This window comes from Paenibacillus sp. FSL K6-1318 (assembly GCF_037976905.1).
GTDB classification, from domain to species: Bacteria; Bacillota; Bacilli; order Paenibacillales; family Paenibacillaceae; genus Paenibacillus; species Paenibacillus amylolyticus_A.
Genome location: NZ_CP150270.1, coordinates 796,392 through 816,297 on the forward strand (window position 1 = coordinate 796,392; position 19,906 = coordinate 816,297).

General features: G+C 47.8%; 18 protein-coding genes and 1 riboswitch. All 18 genes read left to right on the forward strand.

Translation table 11 applies throughout. From position 1 onward, the window contains the following. Positions 1-103: 103 nt before the first annotated feature. The gene (locus NYE45_RS03655) at positions 104-241 is read left to right on the forward strand and encodes a hypothetical protein (RefSeq protein WP_017690703.1); all 138 of its coding nucleotides are present in this window, start codon (positions 104-106) and stop codon (positions 239-241) included. A gap of 122 nt (positions 242-363) precedes the next feature. Next, on the forward strand, positions 364-627 hold the full coding sequence (locus NYE45_RS03660; RefSeq protein ID WP_017690702.1) for a DUF1294 domain-containing protein: 264 nt from the start codon (positions 364-366) through the stop codon (positions 625-627). A gap of 244 nt (positions 628-871) precedes the next feature. Next, a complete protein-coding gene (locus NYE45_RS03665) occupies positions 872-1,306 on the forward strand; it encodes a universal stress protein (RefSeq protein ID WP_047840488.1) in 435 nt (144 codons plus the stop codon). A gap of 270 nt (positions 1,307-1,576) precedes the next feature. Continuing rightward, positions 1,577-1,678, forward strand: a riboswitch (purine riboswitch). 192 nt (positions 1,679-1,870) lie between these two features. Next, positions 1,871-2,356: a 5-(carboxyamino)imidazole ribonucleotide mutase gene (gene purE / locus NYE45_RS03670; protein ID WP_105602018.1), complete on the forward strand. Its 486-nt coding sequence runs from the start codon at positions 1,871-1,873 to the stop codon at positions 2,354-2,356. Beyond that, a complete protein-coding gene (gene purK / locus NYE45_RS03675) occupies positions 2,353-3,555 on the forward strand; it encodes a 5-(carboxyamino)imidazole ribonucleotide synthase (protein WP_340015620.1) in 1,203 nt (400 codons plus the stop codon). The genes purE and purK overlap by 4 nt, the downstream gene beginning before the upstream one ends. After that, positions 3,552-4,850, forward strand: a complete 1,299-nt coding sequence (purB, locus tag NYE45_RS03680; RefSeq protein WP_340015622.1) for an adenylosuccinate lyase — start codon at positions 3,552-3,554, stop codon at positions 4,848-4,850. The genes purK and purB overlap by 4 nt, the downstream gene beginning before the upstream one ends. A gap of 242 nt (positions 4,851-5,092) precedes the next feature. Next, positions 5,093-5,968 (forward strand): phosphoribosylaminoimidazolesuccinocarboxamide synthase, encoded by an 876-nt coding sequence (locus NYE45_RS03685; RefSeq protein WP_340015623.1) that lies wholly within the window; start codon positions 5,093-5,095, stop codon positions 5,966-5,968. A gap of 295 nt (positions 5,969-6,263) precedes the next feature. Continuing rightward, positions 6,264-6,509 carry a phosphoribosylformylglycinamidine synthase subunit PurS gene (gene purS, locus NYE45_RS03690; RefSeq protein WP_340015625.1) on the forward strand — a complete coding sequence of 82 codons (246 nt, stop codon included), beginning with the start codon at positions 6,264-6,266 and terminating at the stop codon, positions 6,507-6,509. 4 nt (positions 6,510-6,513) lie between these two features. Then, on the forward strand, positions 6,514-7,203 hold the full coding sequence (purQ, locus tag NYE45_RS03695; RefSeq protein ID WP_062836209.1) for a phosphoribosylformylglycinamidine synthase subunit PurQ: 690 nt from the start codon (positions 6,514-6,516) through the stop codon (positions 7,201-7,203). Next, complete coding sequence (gene purL, locus NYE45_RS03700) at positions 7,181-9,424, forward strand: phosphoribosylformylglycinamidine synthase subunit PurL (protein ID WP_076333435.1); 2,244 nt, start codon at positions 7,181-7,183, stop codon at positions 9,422-9,424. The genes purQ and purL overlap by 23 nt, the downstream gene beginning before the upstream one ends. Continuing rightward, positions 9,409-10,887, forward strand: coding sequence for an amidophosphoribosyltransferase (purF, locus tag NYE45_RS03705; protein ID WP_340015626.1), 1,479 nt, complete (start codon positions 9,409-9,411; stop codon positions 10,885-10,887). Before purL ends, purF begins: the two co-directional genes overlap by 16 nt. Before the next feature lie 9 nt (positions 10,888-10,896). Next, entirely contained in the window at positions 10,897-11,334 is a 438-nt protein-coding gene (locus tag NYE45_RS03710) for an immunity 26/phosphotriesterase HocA family protein (RefSeq protein WP_340015628.1), read from the forward strand. Positions 11,335-11,463: 129 nt separating this feature from the next. Beyond that, on the forward strand, positions 11,464-12,504 hold the full coding sequence (gene purM, locus NYE45_RS03715) for a phosphoribosylformylglycinamidine cyclo-ligase (RefSeq protein WP_340015629.1): 1,041 nt from the start codon (positions 11,464-11,466) through the stop codon (positions 12,502-12,504). Then, positions 12,504-13,121 carry a phosphoribosylglycinamide formyltransferase gene (gene purN, locus NYE45_RS03720; protein WP_340015630.1) on the forward strand — a complete coding sequence of 206 codons (618 nt, stop codon included), beginning with the start codon at positions 12,504-12,506 and terminating at the stop codon, positions 13,119-13,121. The genes purM and purN overlap by 1 nt, the downstream gene beginning before the upstream one ends. Positions 13,122-13,415: 294 nt before the next feature. After that, positions 13,416-14,963, forward strand: coding sequence for a bifunctional phosphoribosylaminoimidazolecarboxamide formyltransferase/IMP cyclohydrolase (gene purH, locus NYE45_RS03725; RefSeq protein WP_340015631.1), 1,548 nt, complete (start codon positions 13,416-13,418; stop codon positions 14,961-14,963). Positions 14,964-15,090: 127 nt separating this feature from the next. Further along, entirely contained in the window at positions 15,091-16,356 is a 1,266-nt protein-coding gene (purD, locus tag NYE45_RS03730) for a phosphoribosylamine--glycine ligase (protein ID WP_340015632.1), read from the forward strand. Positions 16,357-17,072: 716 nt separating this feature from the next. Further along, positions 17,073-18,410 carry a hemolysin family protein gene (locus NYE45_RS03735; RefSeq protein ID WP_340015635.1) on the forward strand — a complete coding sequence of 446 codons (1,338 nt, stop codon included), beginning with the start codon at positions 17,073-17,075 and terminating at the stop codon, positions 18,408-18,410. Positions 18,411-18,656: 246 nt separating this feature from the next. Next, positions 18,657-19,739: a hemolysin family protein gene (locus NYE45_RS03740; RefSeq protein ID WP_062836217.1), complete on the forward strand. Its 1,083-nt coding sequence runs from the start codon at positions 18,657-18,659 to the stop codon at positions 19,737-19,739. Positions 19,740-19,906 lie beyond the last annotated feature (167 nt).

The window sequence follows — 19,906 nt, forward strand, 5'->3', positions numbered from 1 at the left end:
TTTACTCCAAAGGGACTGATTATAACTTTTCTCTACTCATCTATGTGAAGTCGTATAAGATCCTTCGTTTTCAGGCAACGTAAGCCAAGGAGGTGATACCTATATGCCGCATAACAAACCAGAGAAAATCCATAATCAGCAAAACAAAGACAGTATTCGGGAAGAGAGTATCGCTGTGCGCCCGGACAAAGCAGCCAAAAGAGCACCAAGCCTGAACGGTATTCCAAAACAGGAGTCGTAGAGTCAGAAGTTACCATTCTTACACAAACTTGCGGTTCCCTACCGGTGCGTTGAACATGTCTCTGATGAGGATTATAATGGAGACAGGGAGATGTCCCGGGACAGGGGGATCGCTAGAATTATATGCAAACCGGACTTATATTGTGGTTTCTATTTATTAATGTAGTTGGTTATCTGGTGATGTCGGATGACAAGAGGCGTGCACAGCAACGGCGTGATCGTACACCCGAACGGACGTTGTTTTTGCTTGCGTTTATTGGTGGTGCTTTGGGAGTCTGGATCGCGATGTATCGGAAAAGGCATAAAACCAAACATCCCAGCTTCACCATTGGCATTCCGTTGCTGTTGTTCTTGAATGCGGTAATCTATGGTTACTTTATTCAATGAACACATGGAACACATGCGTAACCATTCCTTCTATGTTTTTAATTGTAGGATTGGAGATATCGAACTGGACTTATGCTGAAGTGAAGGTGTATCGTTAATTGGTCTGATATGTAAATTCATTCGTATAAATGGTTCATAGTGACTCCGGGACGTTTAAGGAGTTATATGGTTCTGTTAGTTTATTGGATGTCAGACCGAAGCTTGCTTCGCGTGCTCTACATATAAAGGAAGGGACGGGATTCACATGTTATTTTCCAAAATATTAGTGGCTTATGATGGTTCCAAAGCTTCAAATAAAGCACTTGATCGTGCGATTGAGCTAGCTAAAGTGTCCCCAAATGCAGTACTGGATGTCATTCATGCTTTTGATTTCCCGCGTGTATTCATCGGGGAGGGGTTGGCTCCACTGCCACCTTCACTTAATAATGACTACTACAATCTGGCGGTGCAGACGACGGATGAAGCGAAAGAGAGAATCCAGGCTGCTGGTGTAACGGCCAACGTGGACCTGATTCAAGGAGCGGCTGCGGAAGTGCTGCTTGATTTTGCCAAAGAAAATGATTCTGATATCATTATCATTGGTAGCCGCGGACTGGGCGGAATTCGGGAATTTGTCTTGGGTAGTGTCAGTCACAATGTAGTGCAGCATGCTCAGGTTCCAGTACTGATCGTAAAATAATGGATGAAGTGTGGATGCACTGAAAAGCAGGAAGCCGGTTGTCTTCGAGAGATTGAAGAGGAGCCGGCTTTCTTTTATGGGATGAAATGGATGACTAAGCGAATTTAATGAAGCAATTCCCGAACATTATATTTGTCAATATGTTAAATGTTCGTCTTTAAGTTGACATTAGCTGTAGGGGATTGTTAGAATGTTAGATGTGTCGATCAGGTAAGAATAAGGTCGAGTAGGAACGAAATGTGTAACAAGATATTACAAAACGAATGAAGATGGTTTGAATAGATATTTGCTCGTATAACGCCGGGAATAGGGCCCGGAAGTATCTACCCGGGAACCGTAAATTTCCGGACTACGAGGAGATACGGCTGAGAGTCGCATGAACCAGATGCGGACAGCAAGCCCCCTTTTGGCATGCCCAAATGAGGGATACGTATTTCTTGGAGTCCGGTGTCCGGAGAAAATGTGATGTTTTCGCGGGTAGCGGATTTTTTCATTTCACACGTAAAATGAATTCCTTCATATCAGATGTAATCAAAAAAGCTCAGACGGGAGTTGGATGTATTCATGTCACTGCAAGTCGCTGTAATCATGGGCAGTAAGTCGGATTGGGAAACGATGAAGCATGCGTGCGAGGTGTTGGATGAACTGGAGATTGGATATGAGAAAAAAGTAGTCTCAGCCCATCGTACACCGGATTTGATGTTCGAATACGCAGAGCAAGCAATCGATCGAGGATTCAAGGTGATCATTGCAGGCGCAGGCGGGGCAGCACATCTGCCCGGGATGGTCGCTTCCAAAACGATGCTTCCGGTCATTGGCGTTCCCGTTCAATCCAAAGCATTGAACGGTCTCGATTCCTTGTTGTCCATTGTTCAGATGCCCGGTGGTATTCCCGTCGCAACTGTAGCGATTGGCAAGGCAGGGGCAACGAATGCAGGATTGCTGGCAGCTCAGATGATCGGTGCATTTGACCCGGATGTTCAACGTCGCTCTGAAGCTAGAAGAGAGCGCATCAAACAAGAAGTACTCGAAAGCAGTGAAGAACTATGAGTAGAGTAGCGAACCAATCCGATATAGCAGGAGAACTACAGAAAGTCCTGCTGCCCGGGAAGACAACCATCGGTATTCTTGGAGGGGGACAGCTCGGACGCATGATGACGCTCGCAGGCACGGCGATGGGGTATCGATTTGTTACCCTAGATCCCGCTCCGGATGCACCCTGTGGTCAAGTTGCTCGTCAGATTGAAGCAGGATATGACGATGCCAAAGCTGCACTTGAACTGGCTCGGCAATGCGATGTCATTACGTATGAATTCGAAAATGTGGATGCAGAAGTCGCTGGGCTGCTCGAGCGTGAATCTTACGTACCGCAAGGAAGTGCGTTACTGTACACCACACAACATCGGTTGCGTGAAAAACGGGCGATTGAAGCCGCTGGAGTAAGAGTCGCGCCTTATCGTGAAATCACGAGTGCGGTTACGATGCTTGCTGCTGTAAGCGAACTTGGAGTGCCATGTGTACTGAAGACGGTGACTGGCGGCTACGATGGCAAAGGCCAACGGGTAATCCGGGAATCAAGTCAGGCTGTTGCCGCATACGAAGAACTTGCAGCTACAGGTGCGGAACTGGTGTTGGAACAATTCATCAAGTTCGAATGCGAAATATCGGTCGTTGTAGCGCGTAGTACAAATGGGGAGATCAAGACGTTCCCGCCAGCGGAGAACATTCATGTGAACAACATTTTGCATGCGTCAATCGTACCGGCTAGAGTTGCTGCAGACATCCAGATTGAAGCTCAAAAGCTGGCAGCCGCGGTGGCAGAATCGATGAAGGCTGTCGGACTGCTGGCTGTGGAACTGTTTGTGGCGGCGGATGGAAGACTGTACGTCAACGAACTGGCACCAAGACCGCACAATTCTGGTCACTATACCATGGAAGCTTGTGCGACTTCTCAGTTTGAACAACATATCCGTGCCATCTGCGGGTTACCACTTGGGGACACTTCGTTATTGACTCCGGTTGTTATGGTCAATGTGCTTGGAGAGCATCTGGAAGGTATTATCGCAAGAACAGGGCAACCTGATGCTGAAGCGATAGAGCTCGGTGTGATTCCCAAGCTTCATATATATGGTAAAACCGAAGCGAAAACAGGACGGAAGATGGGGCATGTGAATCTGCTCTGTCAGGATGTTGAAGAAGGATTACAATGGATTGAACAAACTAATCTCTGGAGGAATACAAATTCATGATTGAACGTTATAGCAGACCCGAAATGAGAGCCATCTGGACCGAAGAAAACAAATTCCAATCGTGGCTGGAAGTTGAAATTTGTGCATGTGAGGCGTGGGCGGAACTGGGTGTAATCCCTAAGGAAGAAGCAGCATTGCTTCGTCAGAATGCATCTTTTGACATCGACCGCATCTATGAGATTGAACAGGAAACACGTCATGACGTTATCGCATTTACACGTACGGTATCTGAAAGTCTGGGTGCGGAGCGGAAATGGGTGCACTACGGACTGACTTCCACAGATGTCGTAGATACGGCCTTGGGATATGTACTGCGTCAAGCGAATGAGATTCTGGAAAAGGATATCGTGAATTTCATTGAAATTCTTCGCGGAAAAGCACTGGCTTATCAGCACACACCAATGATGGGACGTACGCACGGAGTACATGCAGAGCCAACGACATTTGGACTGAAAATGGCGTTGTGGCATGAAGAGATGAAACGGAACCTGGAGCGTTTCCGTCATGCAGCAGACAATGTACAATACGGCAAAATCTCAGGCGCAGTAGGAACGTACGCGAACATCGATCCGTTTGTGGAAGAGTTTGTCTGCGAGAAGCTGGGCACGAAACCTGCGCCAATCTCGACTCAAACATTGCAACGTGATCGTCACGCGGAATATATGGCTACACTGGCGTTGATCGCAACGTCCCTGGACAAGTTCGCTACAGAGGTACGTGCACTGCAGAAGAGTGAATTCCGTGAAGTGGAAGAAGCTTTTGCAAAAGGTCAAAAAGGATCTTCCGCAATGCCGCACAAGCGTAACCCAATCGGTAGTGAAAACATTTCCGGTCTGTCCCGCGTCATTCGCGGACACATGGTATCGGCATACGAGAACGTAACGCTCTGGCATGAGCGCGACATCTCGCACTCTTCCGTAGAACGTATCATTTTGCCGGATGCAACGATGCTGCTGAACTACATGCTGAACCGTTTTGGTAACATCGTGAAGAACCTGACAGTGTTCCCTGAGAACATGAAACGCAACATGGAGCGCACCTACGGAGTACCATTCTCCGGTCGCATCATGACTAAACTGATTGACAAAGGTTTCAGCCGCGAGCAAGCGTACGATACCGTTCAACCACGTGCGATGCAAGCATGGGAAGAGCAACGTCAGTTCCAGGATATCGTGAAATCCACACCGGAAATCACGGAAGTACTGAACGAAGAGGAAATCGCAGATGCATTCAACCCGTCATGGCACCTGAAGCACGTAGACACCATCTTCAAAAAGCTCGGCTTGAACGATTAATATATAAGGTATTCTACTCCCTAAAAGTATAAGTTGATTATGTGTTCACGCTGGAACGGAGAAGGCAGAAAAAACCTGGAGAAACGAAGTGTTCGCCTTTATTCCCGGATTTTAACCCTTTGAAAGTGAGATCAAAAATCCGGGAATAACAGCGATCGAAAGGTTGTTCTGCATTCGTAGTGGCCCTGCGTGATGAAGGGAATTGGACGTATACTTTACATCTCCTGAAAGAAGGTGAGCCCATGGCACTGTCCACTGCGGCAGATCTCGTTAAAGCACCTCTGTTATATAAAGGAAAAGTACGTGAATTGTACGATCTGGGTGAACATTTTCTGATCGTGGTTACGGACCGTATATCGGCATTTGATTACGTGCTGGACCCGGCAGTTCCTGAGAAAGGAAACGTGCTGAATAAACTCAGCAGTTTCTGGTTTGAACTGACAGGTGACATGATGGAGAACCACGTCGTTCATACCGATGTGAATCAACTGGGCGACCTCATCACAGACCCTGAATTGCTCAAAGACCGCATCATGGTAACCCGCAAAGCAGAACGCATTGATATTGAGTGTGTTGTACGTGGATACATCACGGGTGGTGGTTGGAGACAATATGAGACAAGCGGAGAAGTGAACGGGATCAAGTTGCCTGATGGACTTCGCAAAAACGCCAAGCTCGAAGTTCCCATTTTCACCCCGGCAGCCAAAAACGATGTTGGTCACGATGAAGACATCTCAATGGATCGCATGAAAGAACTGGTGGGAGACGCACTCGCAGTTGAGCTTCAGGAAAAAAGCTTGCGCCTGTACGAATTCGCCCGTGATTATTGTGATCAGCGTGGCATCATTCTGGCAGACTGCAAATTCGAGTTCGGCATCGTGGATGGCAAGGTCATCCTGATTGACGAAATCTTCACTCCAGATGCTTCACGCTTCTGGGCCAAAGAGAATTACGAACTCGACATCGAGATCGACAGCATGGATAAGGAACCAGTGCGCACCTATCTCGCCGGAACCGATTGGGACAAGAACAGCAAACCCGATCCACTCCCACAAGAGGTAGTTGAAGCAACAACTGCAAGATATGTCGATATTTATAACCGTTTAACGGCACAATAAATTTAATTGTTTTCATGTAATGGTTAGTCTAGACCATTACACACCGTGCAACGTAAAGGTTTAGGCCTTTAAAAAAACGTCGCATGGACTAGCGGAGGGGCGGAATTGTTCTTAAAGGAGCGATAGCGTTCGCCTTTGTCCCCGGGTTTTGACCGCACAGCGGGCCAAAACAATCAAAAAACCTGGGGACAACAAGCGACCGGAAAGAACAATCCGCCCCGGAGCAAGCTCCACCCCCATTTTTAACAGCATAAAGCATTTATCCCGTTCATTACTGAGGAGGAACATAAGGATCATGATCAAAGCAACCGTATATGTCACTATTAAGCAAAGCGTACTCGACCCGCAAGGCGTAGCTGTTCAAGGAGCCCTGCATTCCATGGGATTCAACGAAGTGGAAAGTGTACGGATCGGTAAAGTCATGGAATTGAACCTGGATACAACAGATCGTGCGGAAGCGGAGAAACGATTGAAAGTCATGTGTGAAAAGCTGCTGGCCAACACCGTTGTTGAAGATTACCGCTACGAATTGGAGGATTAATCTCATGAAATTTGCAGTTCTTGTGTTCCCTGGCTCCAACTGCGACATCGACTGTTACAAGGCAGTGGAAGATGCCATTGGGCAAGAGGTTGATTATGTATGGCACACGGCTACAGATCTATCGGCTTATGATTGTATTTTAGTTCCGGGTGGTTTCTCTTATGGTGACTACTTGCGTTGCGGAGCGATTTCCCGCTTTGCACCGGTAATGAACGAGGTAGCGAAAGCTGCTGAACAAGGTAAATATATTTTGGGTATTTGCAACGGATTCCAGATCCTGACGGAAGCGGGATTGCTTCCAGGTGCATTGATCCGCAACACTTCCCTGAAATTCCGTTGTCACGATACGGTATTAAAAGTGGCGAACGCAGATACGCCATTTACACGTGACTATGCACCGGGTGAAGAGATCATCATCCCGATTGCTCACGGCGAAGGCAATTATTATTGCGACGAGGAGACGCTCGCGAGTCTGCAAGCGAACAACCAGATCGTATTTACGTATGGCAACAACCCGAACGGTTCCCTGGGTGATATTGCGGGAGTCTGTAACGAGGGTGGCAACGTGGTCGGCATGATGCCGCATCCAGAGCGTGCAGTGGACTCACTGCTAGGTTCGGAAGACGGCAAACGTATGTTTACATCTATTTTGAAAGCATGGAGGGATCGGCATGACGCAGCAGCTATCCGCTAAGGAACCGACAGCAGAACAGGTCGCAGAACATAAACTTTACGCACAAATGGGCGTATCTGACAGCGAATATGCGCTGATCTGTGAGTTCATGGGGCGCAAGCCAAACTACACCGAAATTGGTGTGTTCAGTGTAATGTGGTCCGAGCACTGTGCTTATAAAAACTCCAAGCCATTGCTGCGCCGTTTCCCAACGTCTGGACCACGTGTCCTGATGGGACCTGGTGAAGGTGCCGGTATCGTGGATATCGGTGATAACCAGGCCGTGGTATTCAAAATTGAAAGCCATAACCATCCTTCCGCAGTTGAACCTTATCAAGGTGCGGCAACAGGTGTAGGCGGCATTATCCGTGATATTTTCTCCATGGGTGCAAGACCGGTAGCAATACTGAACTCCCTTCGTTTCGGCAAGCTGGAGAGCGATCGCGTTAAATATTTGTTCGAGCATGTTGTATCGGGTATTGCCGGATACGGTAACTGTATCGGTATTCCTACCGTTGGTGGCGAAGTGATGTTTGATGAGAGCTATGAAGGCAATCCGCTAGTTAACGCGATGTGTGTAGGTCTAATTGATCATGACAAGATCCAGCGCGGTGTAGCTAAAGGTGTAGGTAACCCTGTGTATTATGTTGGGCCACCGACAGGCCGTGATGGTATTCATGGAGCAACCTTTGCATCGGTTGAATTGACGGAAGAATCCGAGTCCCAACGGACAGCCGTTCAGGTCGGTGATCCATTTATGGAGAAACTGGTGATGGAATCCTGTCTGGAATTGATCGACACGGGCATCGTGCTCGGAATTCAGGATATGGGCGCTGCGGGTCTGACATGTTCGAGTGCAGAGATGGCAAGTAAAGCGGGTAATGGTCTGGAATTGTATCTGGATCAGGTACCACAGCGTGAGGAAGGCATGACGCCTTACGAGATGATGTTGTCCGAGTCCCAAGAACGGATGTTGTTCGTCGTTGAGCCGAAGGATGAAGCGCAGGCGATGGAAATCTTTGAACGTTGGGGCGTAATCTGTGCCAAAGTTGGTAAAGTAACGGATGACGGTCGTCTGAAATTGATCCACCACGGGGAAGTGGTCGGAGATATGCCGGTGACGGCTTTGGTTGACGAATGTCCAGTCTATGACAAACCTTCTTCTGTACCTGCATACTACGAGCAAAGTGCTTCCATCGACACGCTTCGTTACGACGAAGTGTCGGATCTGGGCGGAGCACTGAAACAAGTGCTGGCTTCACCAACAGTAGCAAGTAAAAAATGGATTTATGATCAATACGACTACATGGTGCGTACAAGCACTGCCGTTCGTCCAGGTTCGGATGCAGCCGTAGTCACGATTCGTGGCACACGCAAAGGTCTCGCGATGACAACGGACTGTAATGGACGTTATGTATACCTTGATCCTGAGGTTGGCGGACGGATTGCCGTAAGTGAAGCAGCTCGTAACATTGTATGTTCTGGTGCTGAGCCGCTGGCGATTACGGACAACCTGAACTTCGGTAACCCGGAGAAGCCGGATATTTTCTGGCAAATGGAGAAAGCGGTAGACGGTATGGCAGAAGCTTGCCGTGTGCTGGATACGCCGGTCATCGGTGGTAACGTAAGTCTTTACAATGAAAACGCCAAAGGCTCCATCTATCCAACGCCAGTTGTCGGTATGGTAGGTCTCGTTCATGATACGGATCATATCACGACACAAGCATTCAAATCCGAAGGTGATGTTATCATCCTCCTCGGTGAAACGAAAGCTGAACTGGGTGGCAGCGAGCTGCAATACGCGGTTCATGGTCAGACGGAAGGGCGCCCACCAGAACTGAATTTGCAAACGGAAAAAGCGTTGCTCAGCACGGTGTTGGAAGCAATCCAATCCGGTCTCGTTCGCTCGGCACATGACTTGTCTGAAGGCGGCTTGGCTGTTGCACTCGCAGAGTCTTGTATCAGCGGTAACGTAGGAGCACAGGTGAATGTGGAGACTGCACTGCGTGCAGATCACGCTCTGTTCAGCGAGAGCCAATCCCGTATCTTGTTGTCGGCTACGCCAGAGCAAGCGGGTAAACTTGAAGCATTTGTACGTGAGCGCGGTGTACCTGTAGCTGTGATTGGACGTGTAGAAGGAAGTAACCTGACGATTGAACTGAACGGAACATCAGCCGTGAGCGAACCTGTAGGAGGTTTGGCTCAGGTCTGGGAGGATGCGATTCCATGTCTCATGAACTGACGACAGGACCGTTGTGGACAGGCGATTATTATAATGAAGGGTCCGGCAAGGAAGGACTCGACAAATTGAAGGAAGAATGCGGCGTGTTCGGGGTTTTCAGACACCCTGACGCGGCTTCGCTCTCCTATTATGGACTGCATGCGCTGCAACATCGGGGCGAAGAAAGTGCAGGCATGTGTGTGAGTGATGGCAGCCAGTTTAACTATCATCGCGGCATGGGTCTGGTGAAGGAAGTGTTCACCAAAGACCTGATGCAGACGTTGACCGGGGATATTTCCATTGGACATGTCCGTTATTCAACAAGTGGTGACAGTAAACTGACGAACGCACAGCCATTGGTATTCAAATACCGTGATGGCGATTTGGCGGTAGCAACCAATGGTAACATTGTGAATGCACCAACGATCCGGCGTGAGCTGGAGCAGAGCGGTTCAATTTTCCAAACAACAAGTGATACCGAGGTCATTGCGCATCTGATTGCACGATCCTCCAAAGGGCTTGTGGAAGCTGCAAAAGAGGCGTTCCAGCGCATTGTTGGCGGTTATGCATTTCTGATCATGACCAATGACAAGCTGCTTGTGGCTTCCGATCCGCACGGACTTCGTCCACTGACGATGGGTAAGCTAGGGGATGCGTATCTGTTTGCATCTGAGACGTGTGCACTGGAAACAATCGGCGCAGAGTTAATTCGTGATATTGAACCGGGTGAACTGCTTGTGCTGGATGCAGATGGTCTGCACGAGGATCGCTTTGATCATCACAAACACCGCAAGGCGTTATGCGCGATGGAATATATTTATTTTGCTCGTCCGGATAGTGATATGAATGGTGCGAACCAGCATGCGGCCCGTAAACGGATGGGAAGCCGGATGGCCATTGAGTCGTTTGTGGATGCGGACTTGGTTACGGGGGTACCAGATTCCAGTATTTCAGCGGCCATTGGTTATGCGGAGCAAACGGGTATTCCGTACGAGATGGGTATGATCAAGAACAAATACACCGGACGTACGTTTATCCAACCGAGCCAGGAATTGCGGGAGCAGGGCGTGAAGATGAAGCTGAGCGCTGTGCGTCGCGTTGTGGAAGGCAAACGTGTGGTTATGATTGACGATTCCATTGTACGGGGAACAACTTCCCGGCGGATTGTGAACATGCTGCGTGATGCAGGAGCTACCGAAGTCCATGTGCGCATTACATCACCACCTTTCAAAAACCCATGTTTCTATGGCATCGATACCCCTGACAGCCGCGAATTGATTGCCTCACAGCTGTCGGTGGAAGAAATTTGCCGTGAAATTAATGCGGACTCCCTGTCGTTCCTCAGTCCGGATGGACTGATTACATCGATTCAGGGAGATAATCAGAATGATCCTAAAGGCGGGCTTTGCCTCGCATGTTTCGATAATGATTACCCAACCCGCCTCGACTTTGGTGGCGAGGAAAAATTCGGCTGCAGCTGTTAATCCTTGCTTATGAGAAAGAGCTATAGTGAAGGCGATATATTTCTGATTCCGATGAAGGATGGCCGATTTGCGGTATGCCAAGTGGTGTGTGCGCTAAAAGGCCGTTTCAAAAAGGCATTTTCGTTCGGCGTGATTCGTATTGGGGATGACGAAAAAGCAATTATGGAAGATGGCGATTTTCTCTTCTATTCCTTTGGGAAACGTAGAGGCAACGTGATTTTCACTTCTACGGCCAATATCCGAAATGGAACGTGGAAGATCGTTGGTAATTCGCCTTTGACTCCCGAAAAGGAAGAGCTGAGAGTGTTTCAGTGTGCCGGACATTTATACTGCGGCGATGAGTACATTCGTACCCTACAGATTGAGGAGTATAGCCAGTTTAATACGCTCGGCGTAGCCGGGTTTGAATTGGTACAAAACCATCTGTTAGAGATGGAGCAAGGATAGGTGGATTGGACTTAACATTGACACGATAAAATCTGGAGATAACAGCGATCGGAAGGTTGTTCTGTCATCGAAGAGGTAAGTGTTAATACACGAGTTCAATTTATATAAGATACGAAGGGTGTGATGGTTGTGTCCGAAGCATATAAAAAGGCCGGCGTCGATATCGCGGCAGGTAATGAAGCGGTTGAACGGATGAAAAAACACGTGAAGCGTACCTTCCGTCCGGAAGTGATGACGGATCTGGGTGGATTCGGTGCACTGTTCGGTTTGAACAAAGATAAATACGATGAGCCGGTGCTTGTATCCGGTACAGACGGCGTAGGTACCAAGCTGAAAATTGCATTTGCCATGGACCGTCACGATACTATCGGAATCGACGCGGTAGCGATGTGTGTGAACGACATTGTGGTACAGGGTGCAGAACCACTCTTCTTCCTTGACTATCTGGCATGTGACAAAGTCATTCCGGAGAAGATCGAAGCTATTGTTGCGGGAATCGCTGAAGGCTGTCATCAGTCTGGTTGTGCGCTAATTGGTGGCGAGACGGCGGAAATGCCAGGTATGTACAGTGAAGGCGAATACGATATTGCCGGATTCACGGTAGGCATCGTGGACAAAGCGAAGATCATCAACGGTACAACCATCGCACCTGGCGACACAGTGATCGGACTTGCCTCCAGCGGTGTGCATAGTAACGGATTCTCGCTGGTACGCAGACTTTTGTTGGAAGATGCGGGACTTGATCTGCATGATGAAGTAGCGGAACTGGGCGGTAAGCTAGGTGATTCTCTGCTGGAACCTACGAAGATCTATGTTAAACCGCTGTTGTCCCTGCTGGAAAAAGTAAAAGTAAAAGGTATGGCACACATTACAGGTGGTGGCTTTATCGAGAATATCCCACGTATGTTGCCAAGCAACGTGAATGTGGATATTGACTACGGCTCTTGGCCGATCCTGCCGATCTTCAACCTGTTGCAGGAAAAGGGTGCTGTCTCGAACAGTGACATGTTCACCACATTTAACATGGGTGTTGGGCTTGTACTGGTCGTTAATGAAGCAGATGCAACGGAAGCTCTGCAACAACTGAAAGCATCTGGTGAAGAAGCGTACATCATTGGCCGTGTTACCGAAGGAGATGCGCGAGTAACCTTCACGGGAGCGGATGTTTAATGGCGAACTACCGCATAGCTGTATTTGCCTCGGGTGAAGGGTCCAACTTTCAGTCATTGGTCGATGCAGTACGAAACGGTGGGCTGGATGCATCCGTAGATCTGCTCGTATGTGATAAACCGTCTGCACGCGTTGTGCAGCGGGCACAGGACGCAGGCGTGGATTGTCATCTGTTTACTCCGAAAAATTATGCTTCCCGTGAAGCCTATGAGGCAGAGATCGTGGAAGTGCTTGAATCCAAAAAGATCGACTTAGTCGTTCTTGCGGGATATATGAGACTGCTGACTTCTGTTGTGGTGGATCGTTACGCAGGGCGGTTAATTAATATTCATCCGTCCTTGCTACCAGCATTTGCAGGCAAGGATGCGATTGGACAGGCTCTCGAATACGGCGTGAAAGTTACGGGTGTGACCGTGCACTTTGTGGACGGTGGCATGGATACCGGACCGATTATTGCCCAACATCCCGTTCCCATTTTGCCAGGGGATACTGCTGAATCAATCAGCCGTTCCATTCATGCTGCCGAGCAGCAGCTTTACCCTGAAGTGGTATCCTGGTTCGCCCAAGGTCTGGTTCAGTTAGACGGACGTCAGGTCACAGTACAGAAAACGGTTTGATATAAGTTGAAATTTTTTTACACATTAACGGAGAGGACAGAAAAAACCTGAAAAAGCGAAGCGTTCGCCTTTATCACCGGATTTTCCCTTTAAGAAAAGGGAATCAAAAAATCTGGGGATAACAGCGATTAGAAGGTTGTTCTGTCATCGGAGTGTCCCGTGTAAACATCTTAGTTCCACTTATATAACAGAAGTCGAATATTGGTACGCATTTTGTGATATTTCTCGGGAAATAAATCGGCTGTGTTTCGTCAGGAAACGCGAAGCCATGGGACATTAAAGGAGGAGCATATTGTGAGTATCAAAAGAGCGCTGGTCAGCGTATGGGATAAAACAGGCATCGTGGACTTTTGCCGCGAGCTGTCGCAAATGGGTGTGGAGATTATTTCGACAGGAGGTACAAGCAGCCTGTTGTCGAAGGAAGGCGTACCTGTCATCGGAATTTCGGATGTGACTGGATTTCCGGAAATCATGGACGGACGTGTTAAAACTTTGCATCCGGCAGTTCATGGTGGGTTGCTGGCTGTTCGTGACAGCGAAGAGCATAAGCGCCAGATGGAAGAGAACGGACTGGATTATATCGACCTCGTTGTCGTAAACCTGTACCCCTTCCAAGATACTATCGCCAAACCGGATGTGACGTACGAAGACGCGATCGAGAACATTGATATCGGTGGTCCAACCATGCTTCGCTCGGCTGCCAAAAACCATGCTTTTGTTAGTGTCGTTGTTGACACAGCAGATTACGGCAAGGTGCTTGAAGAAGTTCGCAGCAATGGAGATACCACTCTCGAAACACGCAAACGGCTTGCGGCAAAAGTGTTCCGCCATACAGCGGCTTACGATGCAGTTATTTCTGACTATCTCTCCAACCTGAACGGTGATCCGTTGCCAGAGCGTCTGACGGTTACTTACGAGAAACTCCAGGATTTGCGCTACGGCGAAAATCCACACCAGCAGGCCGCATTCTATCGCAAACCGCTGGCTGCTCAAGATACGTTGACAACAGCCGAGCAATTGCATGGCAAAGAGTTGTCTTACAATAACATCAACGATGCGAACGCAGCATTGCAGATTGTTAAAGAGTTTGAAGAACCGGCCGTTGTCGCGGTTAAACATATGAACCCATGCGGCGTAGGCATTGGCGTAAGTATCTATGAAGCTTACAGCAAAGCATATGCTGCAGATCCAACGTCTATCTTTGGTGGCATTGTGGCAGCAAACCGCATTATCGACAGCGATACAGCAGGCAAATTGAGCGAGATTTTCCTGGAAATCGTACTTGCTCCTGACTTTACGCAAGAGGCTCTCGATATCCTGACGAAGAAGAAAAACATTCGTTTGCTCAAAACGGGTGAGTTGAATGCTGCTCGTAAACGGGAAAGCCAATTCGTGGTAACGTCCATCGACGGCGGCATGATCGTGCAGCAGTCGGATGTGCATTCCATTGAAGCGAGCGAGCTGAACGTGGTAACAGATCGTGCGCCATCGGAAGAAGAATTGAAACAGCTGTTGTTTGGCTGGAAAGTAGTTAAACACGTGAAATCCAACGCGATTGTACTTGCTGCGAATGACATGACAGTAGGTGTGGGCGCTGGACAAATGAATCGTGTGGGTGCAGCCAAAATTGCGATTGAGCAAGCTGGCGAGCAAGCAAAAGGTGCTATTCTGGCATCCGATGCGTTCTTCCCAATGGGTGATACGCTGGAACTGGCAGCAAAAGCCGGAATCACAGCAGTGATTCAACCGGGTGGTTCAATCAAAGACGAAGAATCCATCAAAGTAGCAAATGAATACGGAATTGCCATGGTCTTCACAGGCATTCGTCACTTCAAACACTAGAACGAAAAAGGTTTAATAAGGGGTGTCGCCTGTCATGTTAATGACTTATGGTACACCCCCTCTTTTTTAGGTTTTTAACACGCAATAGCGTAACAAATTCAGTTATGCACGGAGGGGAACAGAGCGAATGGATATTTTGGTAGTAGGCGGCGGCGGCCGGGAGCATGCAATTATCTGGGCACTGGCGAAGAGTCCAAAGGTAGACAAGATTCACTGTGCACCGGGAAATGCAGGTATTGCTCAGCTGGCTGAGTGTCATGCCATTGCGGTGAATGAATTCGATAAACTAACAGCTCTTGCTGTAGAGCTTAAAGTGGGTTTAGTGGTTATTGGTCCGGATGATCCGCTCGCGGATGGGATCGTGGATGCATTTGATTCGACCGGTATTCCGGTATTCGGACCTCGTCGCAATGCGGCAGAGATCGAAGGAAGTAAAACGTTCATGAAGGATCTGCTACACAAGTACAACATTCCAACCGCAGCCTATGAGAAATTCGACAATTACGAACAGGCTCAAGCATACCTGAATGAGCAAGCAATTCCGGTTGTTATCAAGGCAGATGGACTGGCAGCGGGCAAAGGTGTGACGGTAGCTTATTCCCGTGATGAGGCTGATCAGGCTCTGCGCAGCATCATGGTGGACAAGGTGTTTGGTGAAGCAGGAGCCAAAGTCATCATCGAGGAATTCCTCGCAGGGCAGGAAATGTCCATCCTGGCTTTTGTCGATGGGGAGACGGTTCGTCCGATGGCCGCAGCACAGGATCACAAACCTGTATTCGACAATGATCAGGGGCCAAACACAGGCGGTATGGGTACATACTCACCATTGCCACATATCCCTGCATCGATTATTGAAGAAGCCGTGGAGACAATCATCAAACCAACTGCGAAGGCAATGGTATCCGAAGGGCGTCCGTTCCAAGGCGTATTGTTTGCCGGGCTGATGATCTCTCCGGATGGCAAACCCAAAACCATTGAGTTCAACGCACGTTTTGGTGATCCGGAAACACAGGTTGTATTGCCACGTCTAAAGAGCGACTTGTTCGATATCTTCTGGGCAACCGTTCATGGCAAGCTGGCTGACATTGAGATTGAATGGAGCGATGAAGCCGCAGTATGTGTAGTGCTTGCTTCAGGAGGTTATCCGGGTCCTTATGCCAAAGGCGTAGTCATTGAAGGACTGGACCAAGTAGAAGATGCCGTGGTATTCCACGCAGGTACAGCGCGCAGTGAAGCAGGAGAATGGGTTACGAATGGTGGACGAATCCTGGGCGTAGTTGGCCTTGGTGCAGATATTGCCGAAGCCAGAAACAAAGCCTATGCACAGGCGGAGCGTATCCATTTTGATGGTAAACATCAGCGGACAGACATTGCTGCCAAAGCACTCGTATAGAATGAATACAAGAGCCCGTAGAGATGTATACCCAAAAGGTATTTGCATCCTGCGGGCTCTTTACTGCGTATATAGATGTATCTTGTGTAAACGGCCGGACTTGTCCATACGAGAAAGACATGGGAAAGACGCAAACTAGGAGTAGATCAGGATGATCACGCATGTTTAACGCCCTAAACTAAAGGGTAGTATTTTTATAAATTGGACTATACTAAACATGTGAAGATTATCACATTATGAGGTAATAACCATCATATTATAGAAAGTACGTAACATACATAAAGACTAATTTGTGAACATTATACTGTAACCTTGTTCCAAACCATGACGTGCAACTGGATGGTTGAGCGGGAAACATGGTATACTTTTCGGAAACAGGAATGAGTACGAGGGGAGGTGGATATCTATTGGGTAGGCGATATTGTAAATTGTCCAAATGGCGAATCTAGGTGGAGTTAAGCGAGGAACAATTGACAGCATGAGGGGTAAACCCGATTTGAATGAAGAAGTTTCTGCAAGTCATTGACTTCATCTTGAATTCCTGTTTTGGTTTTACAAGGTCAAACACGTACGACATATACAAATATGATCATTATTCGATTTCATATAAGGCATACGCCATGTTGAACGACAAACAGCGAATGAATGGTTAACATAGTTAACGGATCACGCTGTAACTATCTCTGGAGGTGAATCCCTGAGAACCGGGGAAATCATTGGACATAATTACCATATTGAATATCGCTTTACTTATTATCTTGATTGCATTGACTGCATTTTTCGTAGCATCGGAGTTTGCTGTAGTCAAAATTCGTACATCAAGAGTGGATCAACTGGTCGCGGAAGGCAATAAAAAGGCTGTACTAGCCAAAAAAGTTGTCTCAGACCTGGATTATTATCTGTCAGCCTGTCAGCTCGGTATTACGGTCACTGCACTAGGACTGGGAGCGCTCGGAAAACCGACGGTTGAGAGATTGTTATATCCGGTATTCGATTACCTGAACGTATCACCTTCAATCTCGTCGATTGCTTCCTATGCAATCGCCTTTATCCTCGTTACGTTCTTGCACGTGGTTATTGGTGAGATGGCACCCAAAACGCTGGCAATTCAGTTTTCGGAAAAACTGACGTTGATGCTCTCCCCATCCCTTTATTGGTTTGGTAAAATCATGTATCCGTTCATTTGGGCGCTTAACGGAACCTCACGTGTTCTTCTGCGAGGATTCGGTGTGAAGCCTGCCAAACATGATCAAGCCTACTCGGAGGACGAGATCAAAATCATCATGAACCAGAGTTATGAAGGTGACGAGAACAACAAGACCAAGCTCTCATATCTGGAAAATGTATTTGTGTTCGACGAACGTGATGCCAAAGACATTATGGTACCGCGTACAGAACTGGTGACATTAAACCAGGATATGACCTATGACGATATTATTCCTATATTGGATGAACATAACTATTCACGTTACCCTGTCATCGAGGATGGGGACAAGGACCGCATTATCGGCGTCGTGAATGTGAAAAAGATTTTGCCTGACATGGTAGCCGCAAGATCGTATCAACTAAGCGAGTTCGTTCGTGAGATCCCGTTCGTGTCCGAAGTTACAAGTATCCAGGATGCGATGATTAAAATGCAGCAGGAACGTGTACACATGGCCGTGGTCGTGGATGAATACGGCGGCACCTCGGGAATCATTACGATGGAGGATATCCTGGAGGAGCTGGTCGGTGAGATTCGTGATGAATTCGATGCCGATGAGGTGGCCGATATTCAGGAGACCGGAGAGAATCAATATCTCATTAATGGCCGGGTACTTTTGGATGAAGTGGAGCGGCAGTTCGGACTTATCTTTGAAGGTAATGAAGAGATGGATACTGTGGCCGGATGGATTCAGTACCAGAAGGGTGTAGGTGTGGAAAAAGGCGATACGGTAGAACACGGCGATTATGTGTGGACCGTTGTGGATACCGAGAACTATCACATCAAGCAAGTTCTACTGGAACGAGTGAGCGGCGCGCAGGTTGAGGAAGCGACTAGCGATCTGGCGTGATCTTGCCCGAAAATCTTTTAAAAATTTTAAATGTTTTTGCGATAACGGAGCAGTGTTGGGGACGGAATCGATTCTGAAGAAGCGCAGCGTTCGCGTTTGCAAACCAATTTTAAACCTTTGAAAACAACAATCAGGGAAATTTGGAGGCAATGGCTATCGGAAGAACGAGCCGTCACCGGAACGTCACTCGTGCAACCTTAATATAAATTTTACTTGGAGGTGAATCCCTCAACCTGAGGGAAATCATTGGACGGAATAATAGCCTTGAATTTATTTTTAGTAGCCGTATTTATCGGCCTGACAGCCTTTTTCGTTGGAGCTGAATTTGCAATTCTTAAAGTACGGATGTCCCGAATCGATCAATTGATCTCGGAAGGCAACAAAAAGGCAGTACTCGCCAAAAAAGTGGCGCACAACCTGGATTATTATCTGTCTGCATGTCAATTGGGGATTACCATCACGGCGTTGGTATTGGGAGCCTTGGGTGAACCTACCGTTGAGAAAATGTTACATCCGTTGTTTGAGCGCATGGAAGTGCCGGCGGCGTTGTCTACTGTACTTTCCTACGGTATTGCTTTGGCGATCATTACGTTCCTGCACGTGGTAATTGGTGAATTGGCACCGAAAACACTGGCGATCCAGTTTGCAGAGAGAATGACGCTGTTGCTGGCACCACCACTTTACTGGTTCGGTAAAATCATGAATCCATTCATCTATGCATTGAATGGAGCTGCACGTCTATTGCTTGGCATATTTGGTGTAAAACCTGCCGGGCATGATACCGTTCACTCGGAAGAAGAGCTGAAGCTGATTATGGCACAGAGCTATGAGAGTGGCGAGATCAATCAGACGGAGCTGGACTACCTCAAAAACATTTTTGCTTTTGATGAGCGTCTGCTTCAGGAGATTATGATTCCACGAGATAAAATTGTTACGCTAAATAAAGAAATGCCGCTTGATCAGATCATTGAGATGCTGAATCGACACGAATACACGAGATACCCTGTTATTGCAAATGGGGATCAGGATCATTTTGTTGGTTTCATCAACACAAAAGAAATGCTGACAAGTGTGGCTGCGGGCCGCGCCTTCAATATGGAGACATTTGTTCATAATACGCCGAGTTTCTCCGAGCGCTCTCCAATCAAGGACGTGCTGATTCAGATGCAGCAAAGCCGAGTACACATTGCAACCGTGAAGAACGAGGCCGGTGCTACGGTAGGTATGGTTACGATGGAGGATATCCTTGAAGAGATTGTCGGCGATATCAAGGATGAATACGAGCACAAAGATTTGGTGAATCCACCAAAAAGAATGAAATTGGTTTAGGAAGCATTGGTACAAAGAGGTAATACAGAATTAGCGAAGCAACGTAATGGTTTTAACGAGCAGGCTCCCGATGTGATCGGGGCCTGTTTTTTGTTGTGAAATCTTAATTTTGAAATAAATGCTTGCATATTGTTTTGCAATGGATTAATATAAATTTAAAGAATCTT

What these genes read in the sequence shown, in the direction of transcription:
- purL (WP_076333435.1), top strand. Translation starts at nt 7,181, where the DNA reads ATGACGCAGCAGCTATCCGCTAAGGAACCGACAGCAGAACAGGTCGCA.
- purS (WP_340015625.1), top strand. Translation starts at nt 6,264, where the DNA reads ATGATCAAAGCAACCGTATATGTCACTATTAAGCAAAGCGTACTCGAC.
- NYE45_RS03685 (WP_340015623.1), top strand. Translation starts at nt 5,093, where the DNA reads ATGGCACTGTCCACTGCGGCAGATCTCGTTAAAGCACCTCTGTTATAT.
- NYE45_RS03655 (WP_017690703.1), top strand. Translation starts at nt 104, where the DNA reads ATGCCGCATAACAAACCAGAGAAAATCCATAATCAGCAAAACAAAGAC.
- purK (WP_340015620.1), top strand. Translation starts at nt 2,353, where the DNA reads ATGAGTAGAGTAGCGAACCAATCCGATATAGCAGGAGAACTACAGAAA.
- purN (WP_340015630.1), top strand. Translation starts at nt 12,504, where the DNA reads ATGGCGAACTACCGCATAGCTGTATTTGCCTCGGGTGAAGGGTCCAAC.
- purB (WP_340015622.1), top strand. Translation starts at nt 3,552, where the DNA reads ATGATTGAACGTTATAGCAGACCCGAAATGAGAGCCATCTGGACCGAA.
- purE (WP_105602018.1), top strand. Translation starts at nt 1,871, where the DNA reads ATGTCACTGCAAGTCGCTGTAATCATGGGCAGTAAGTCGGATTGGGAA.
- NYE45_RS03710 (WP_340015628.1), top strand. Translation starts at nt 10,897, where the DNA reads ATGAGAAAGAGCTATAGTGAAGGCGATATATTTCTGATTCCGATGAAG.
- purQ (WP_062836209.1), top strand. Translation starts at nt 6,514, where the DNA reads ATGAAATTTGCAGTTCTTGTGTTCCCTGGCTCCAACTGCGACATCGAC.
- NYE45_RS03665 (WP_047840488.1), top strand. Translation starts at nt 872, where the DNA reads ATGTTATTTTCCAAAATATTAGTGGCTTATGATGGTTCCAAAGCTTCA.
- purF (WP_340015626.1), top strand. Translation starts at nt 9,409, where the DNA reads ATGTCTCATGAACTGACGACAGGACCGTTGTGGACAGGCGATTATTAT.
- purD (WP_340015632.1), top strand. Translation starts at nt 15,091, where the DNA reads ATGGATATTTTGGTAGTAGGCGGCGGCGGCCGGGAGCATGCAATTATC.
- NYE45_RS03660 (WP_017690702.1), top strand. Translation starts at nt 364, where the DNA reads ATGCAAACCGGACTTATATTGTGGTTTCTATTTATTAATGTAGTTGGT.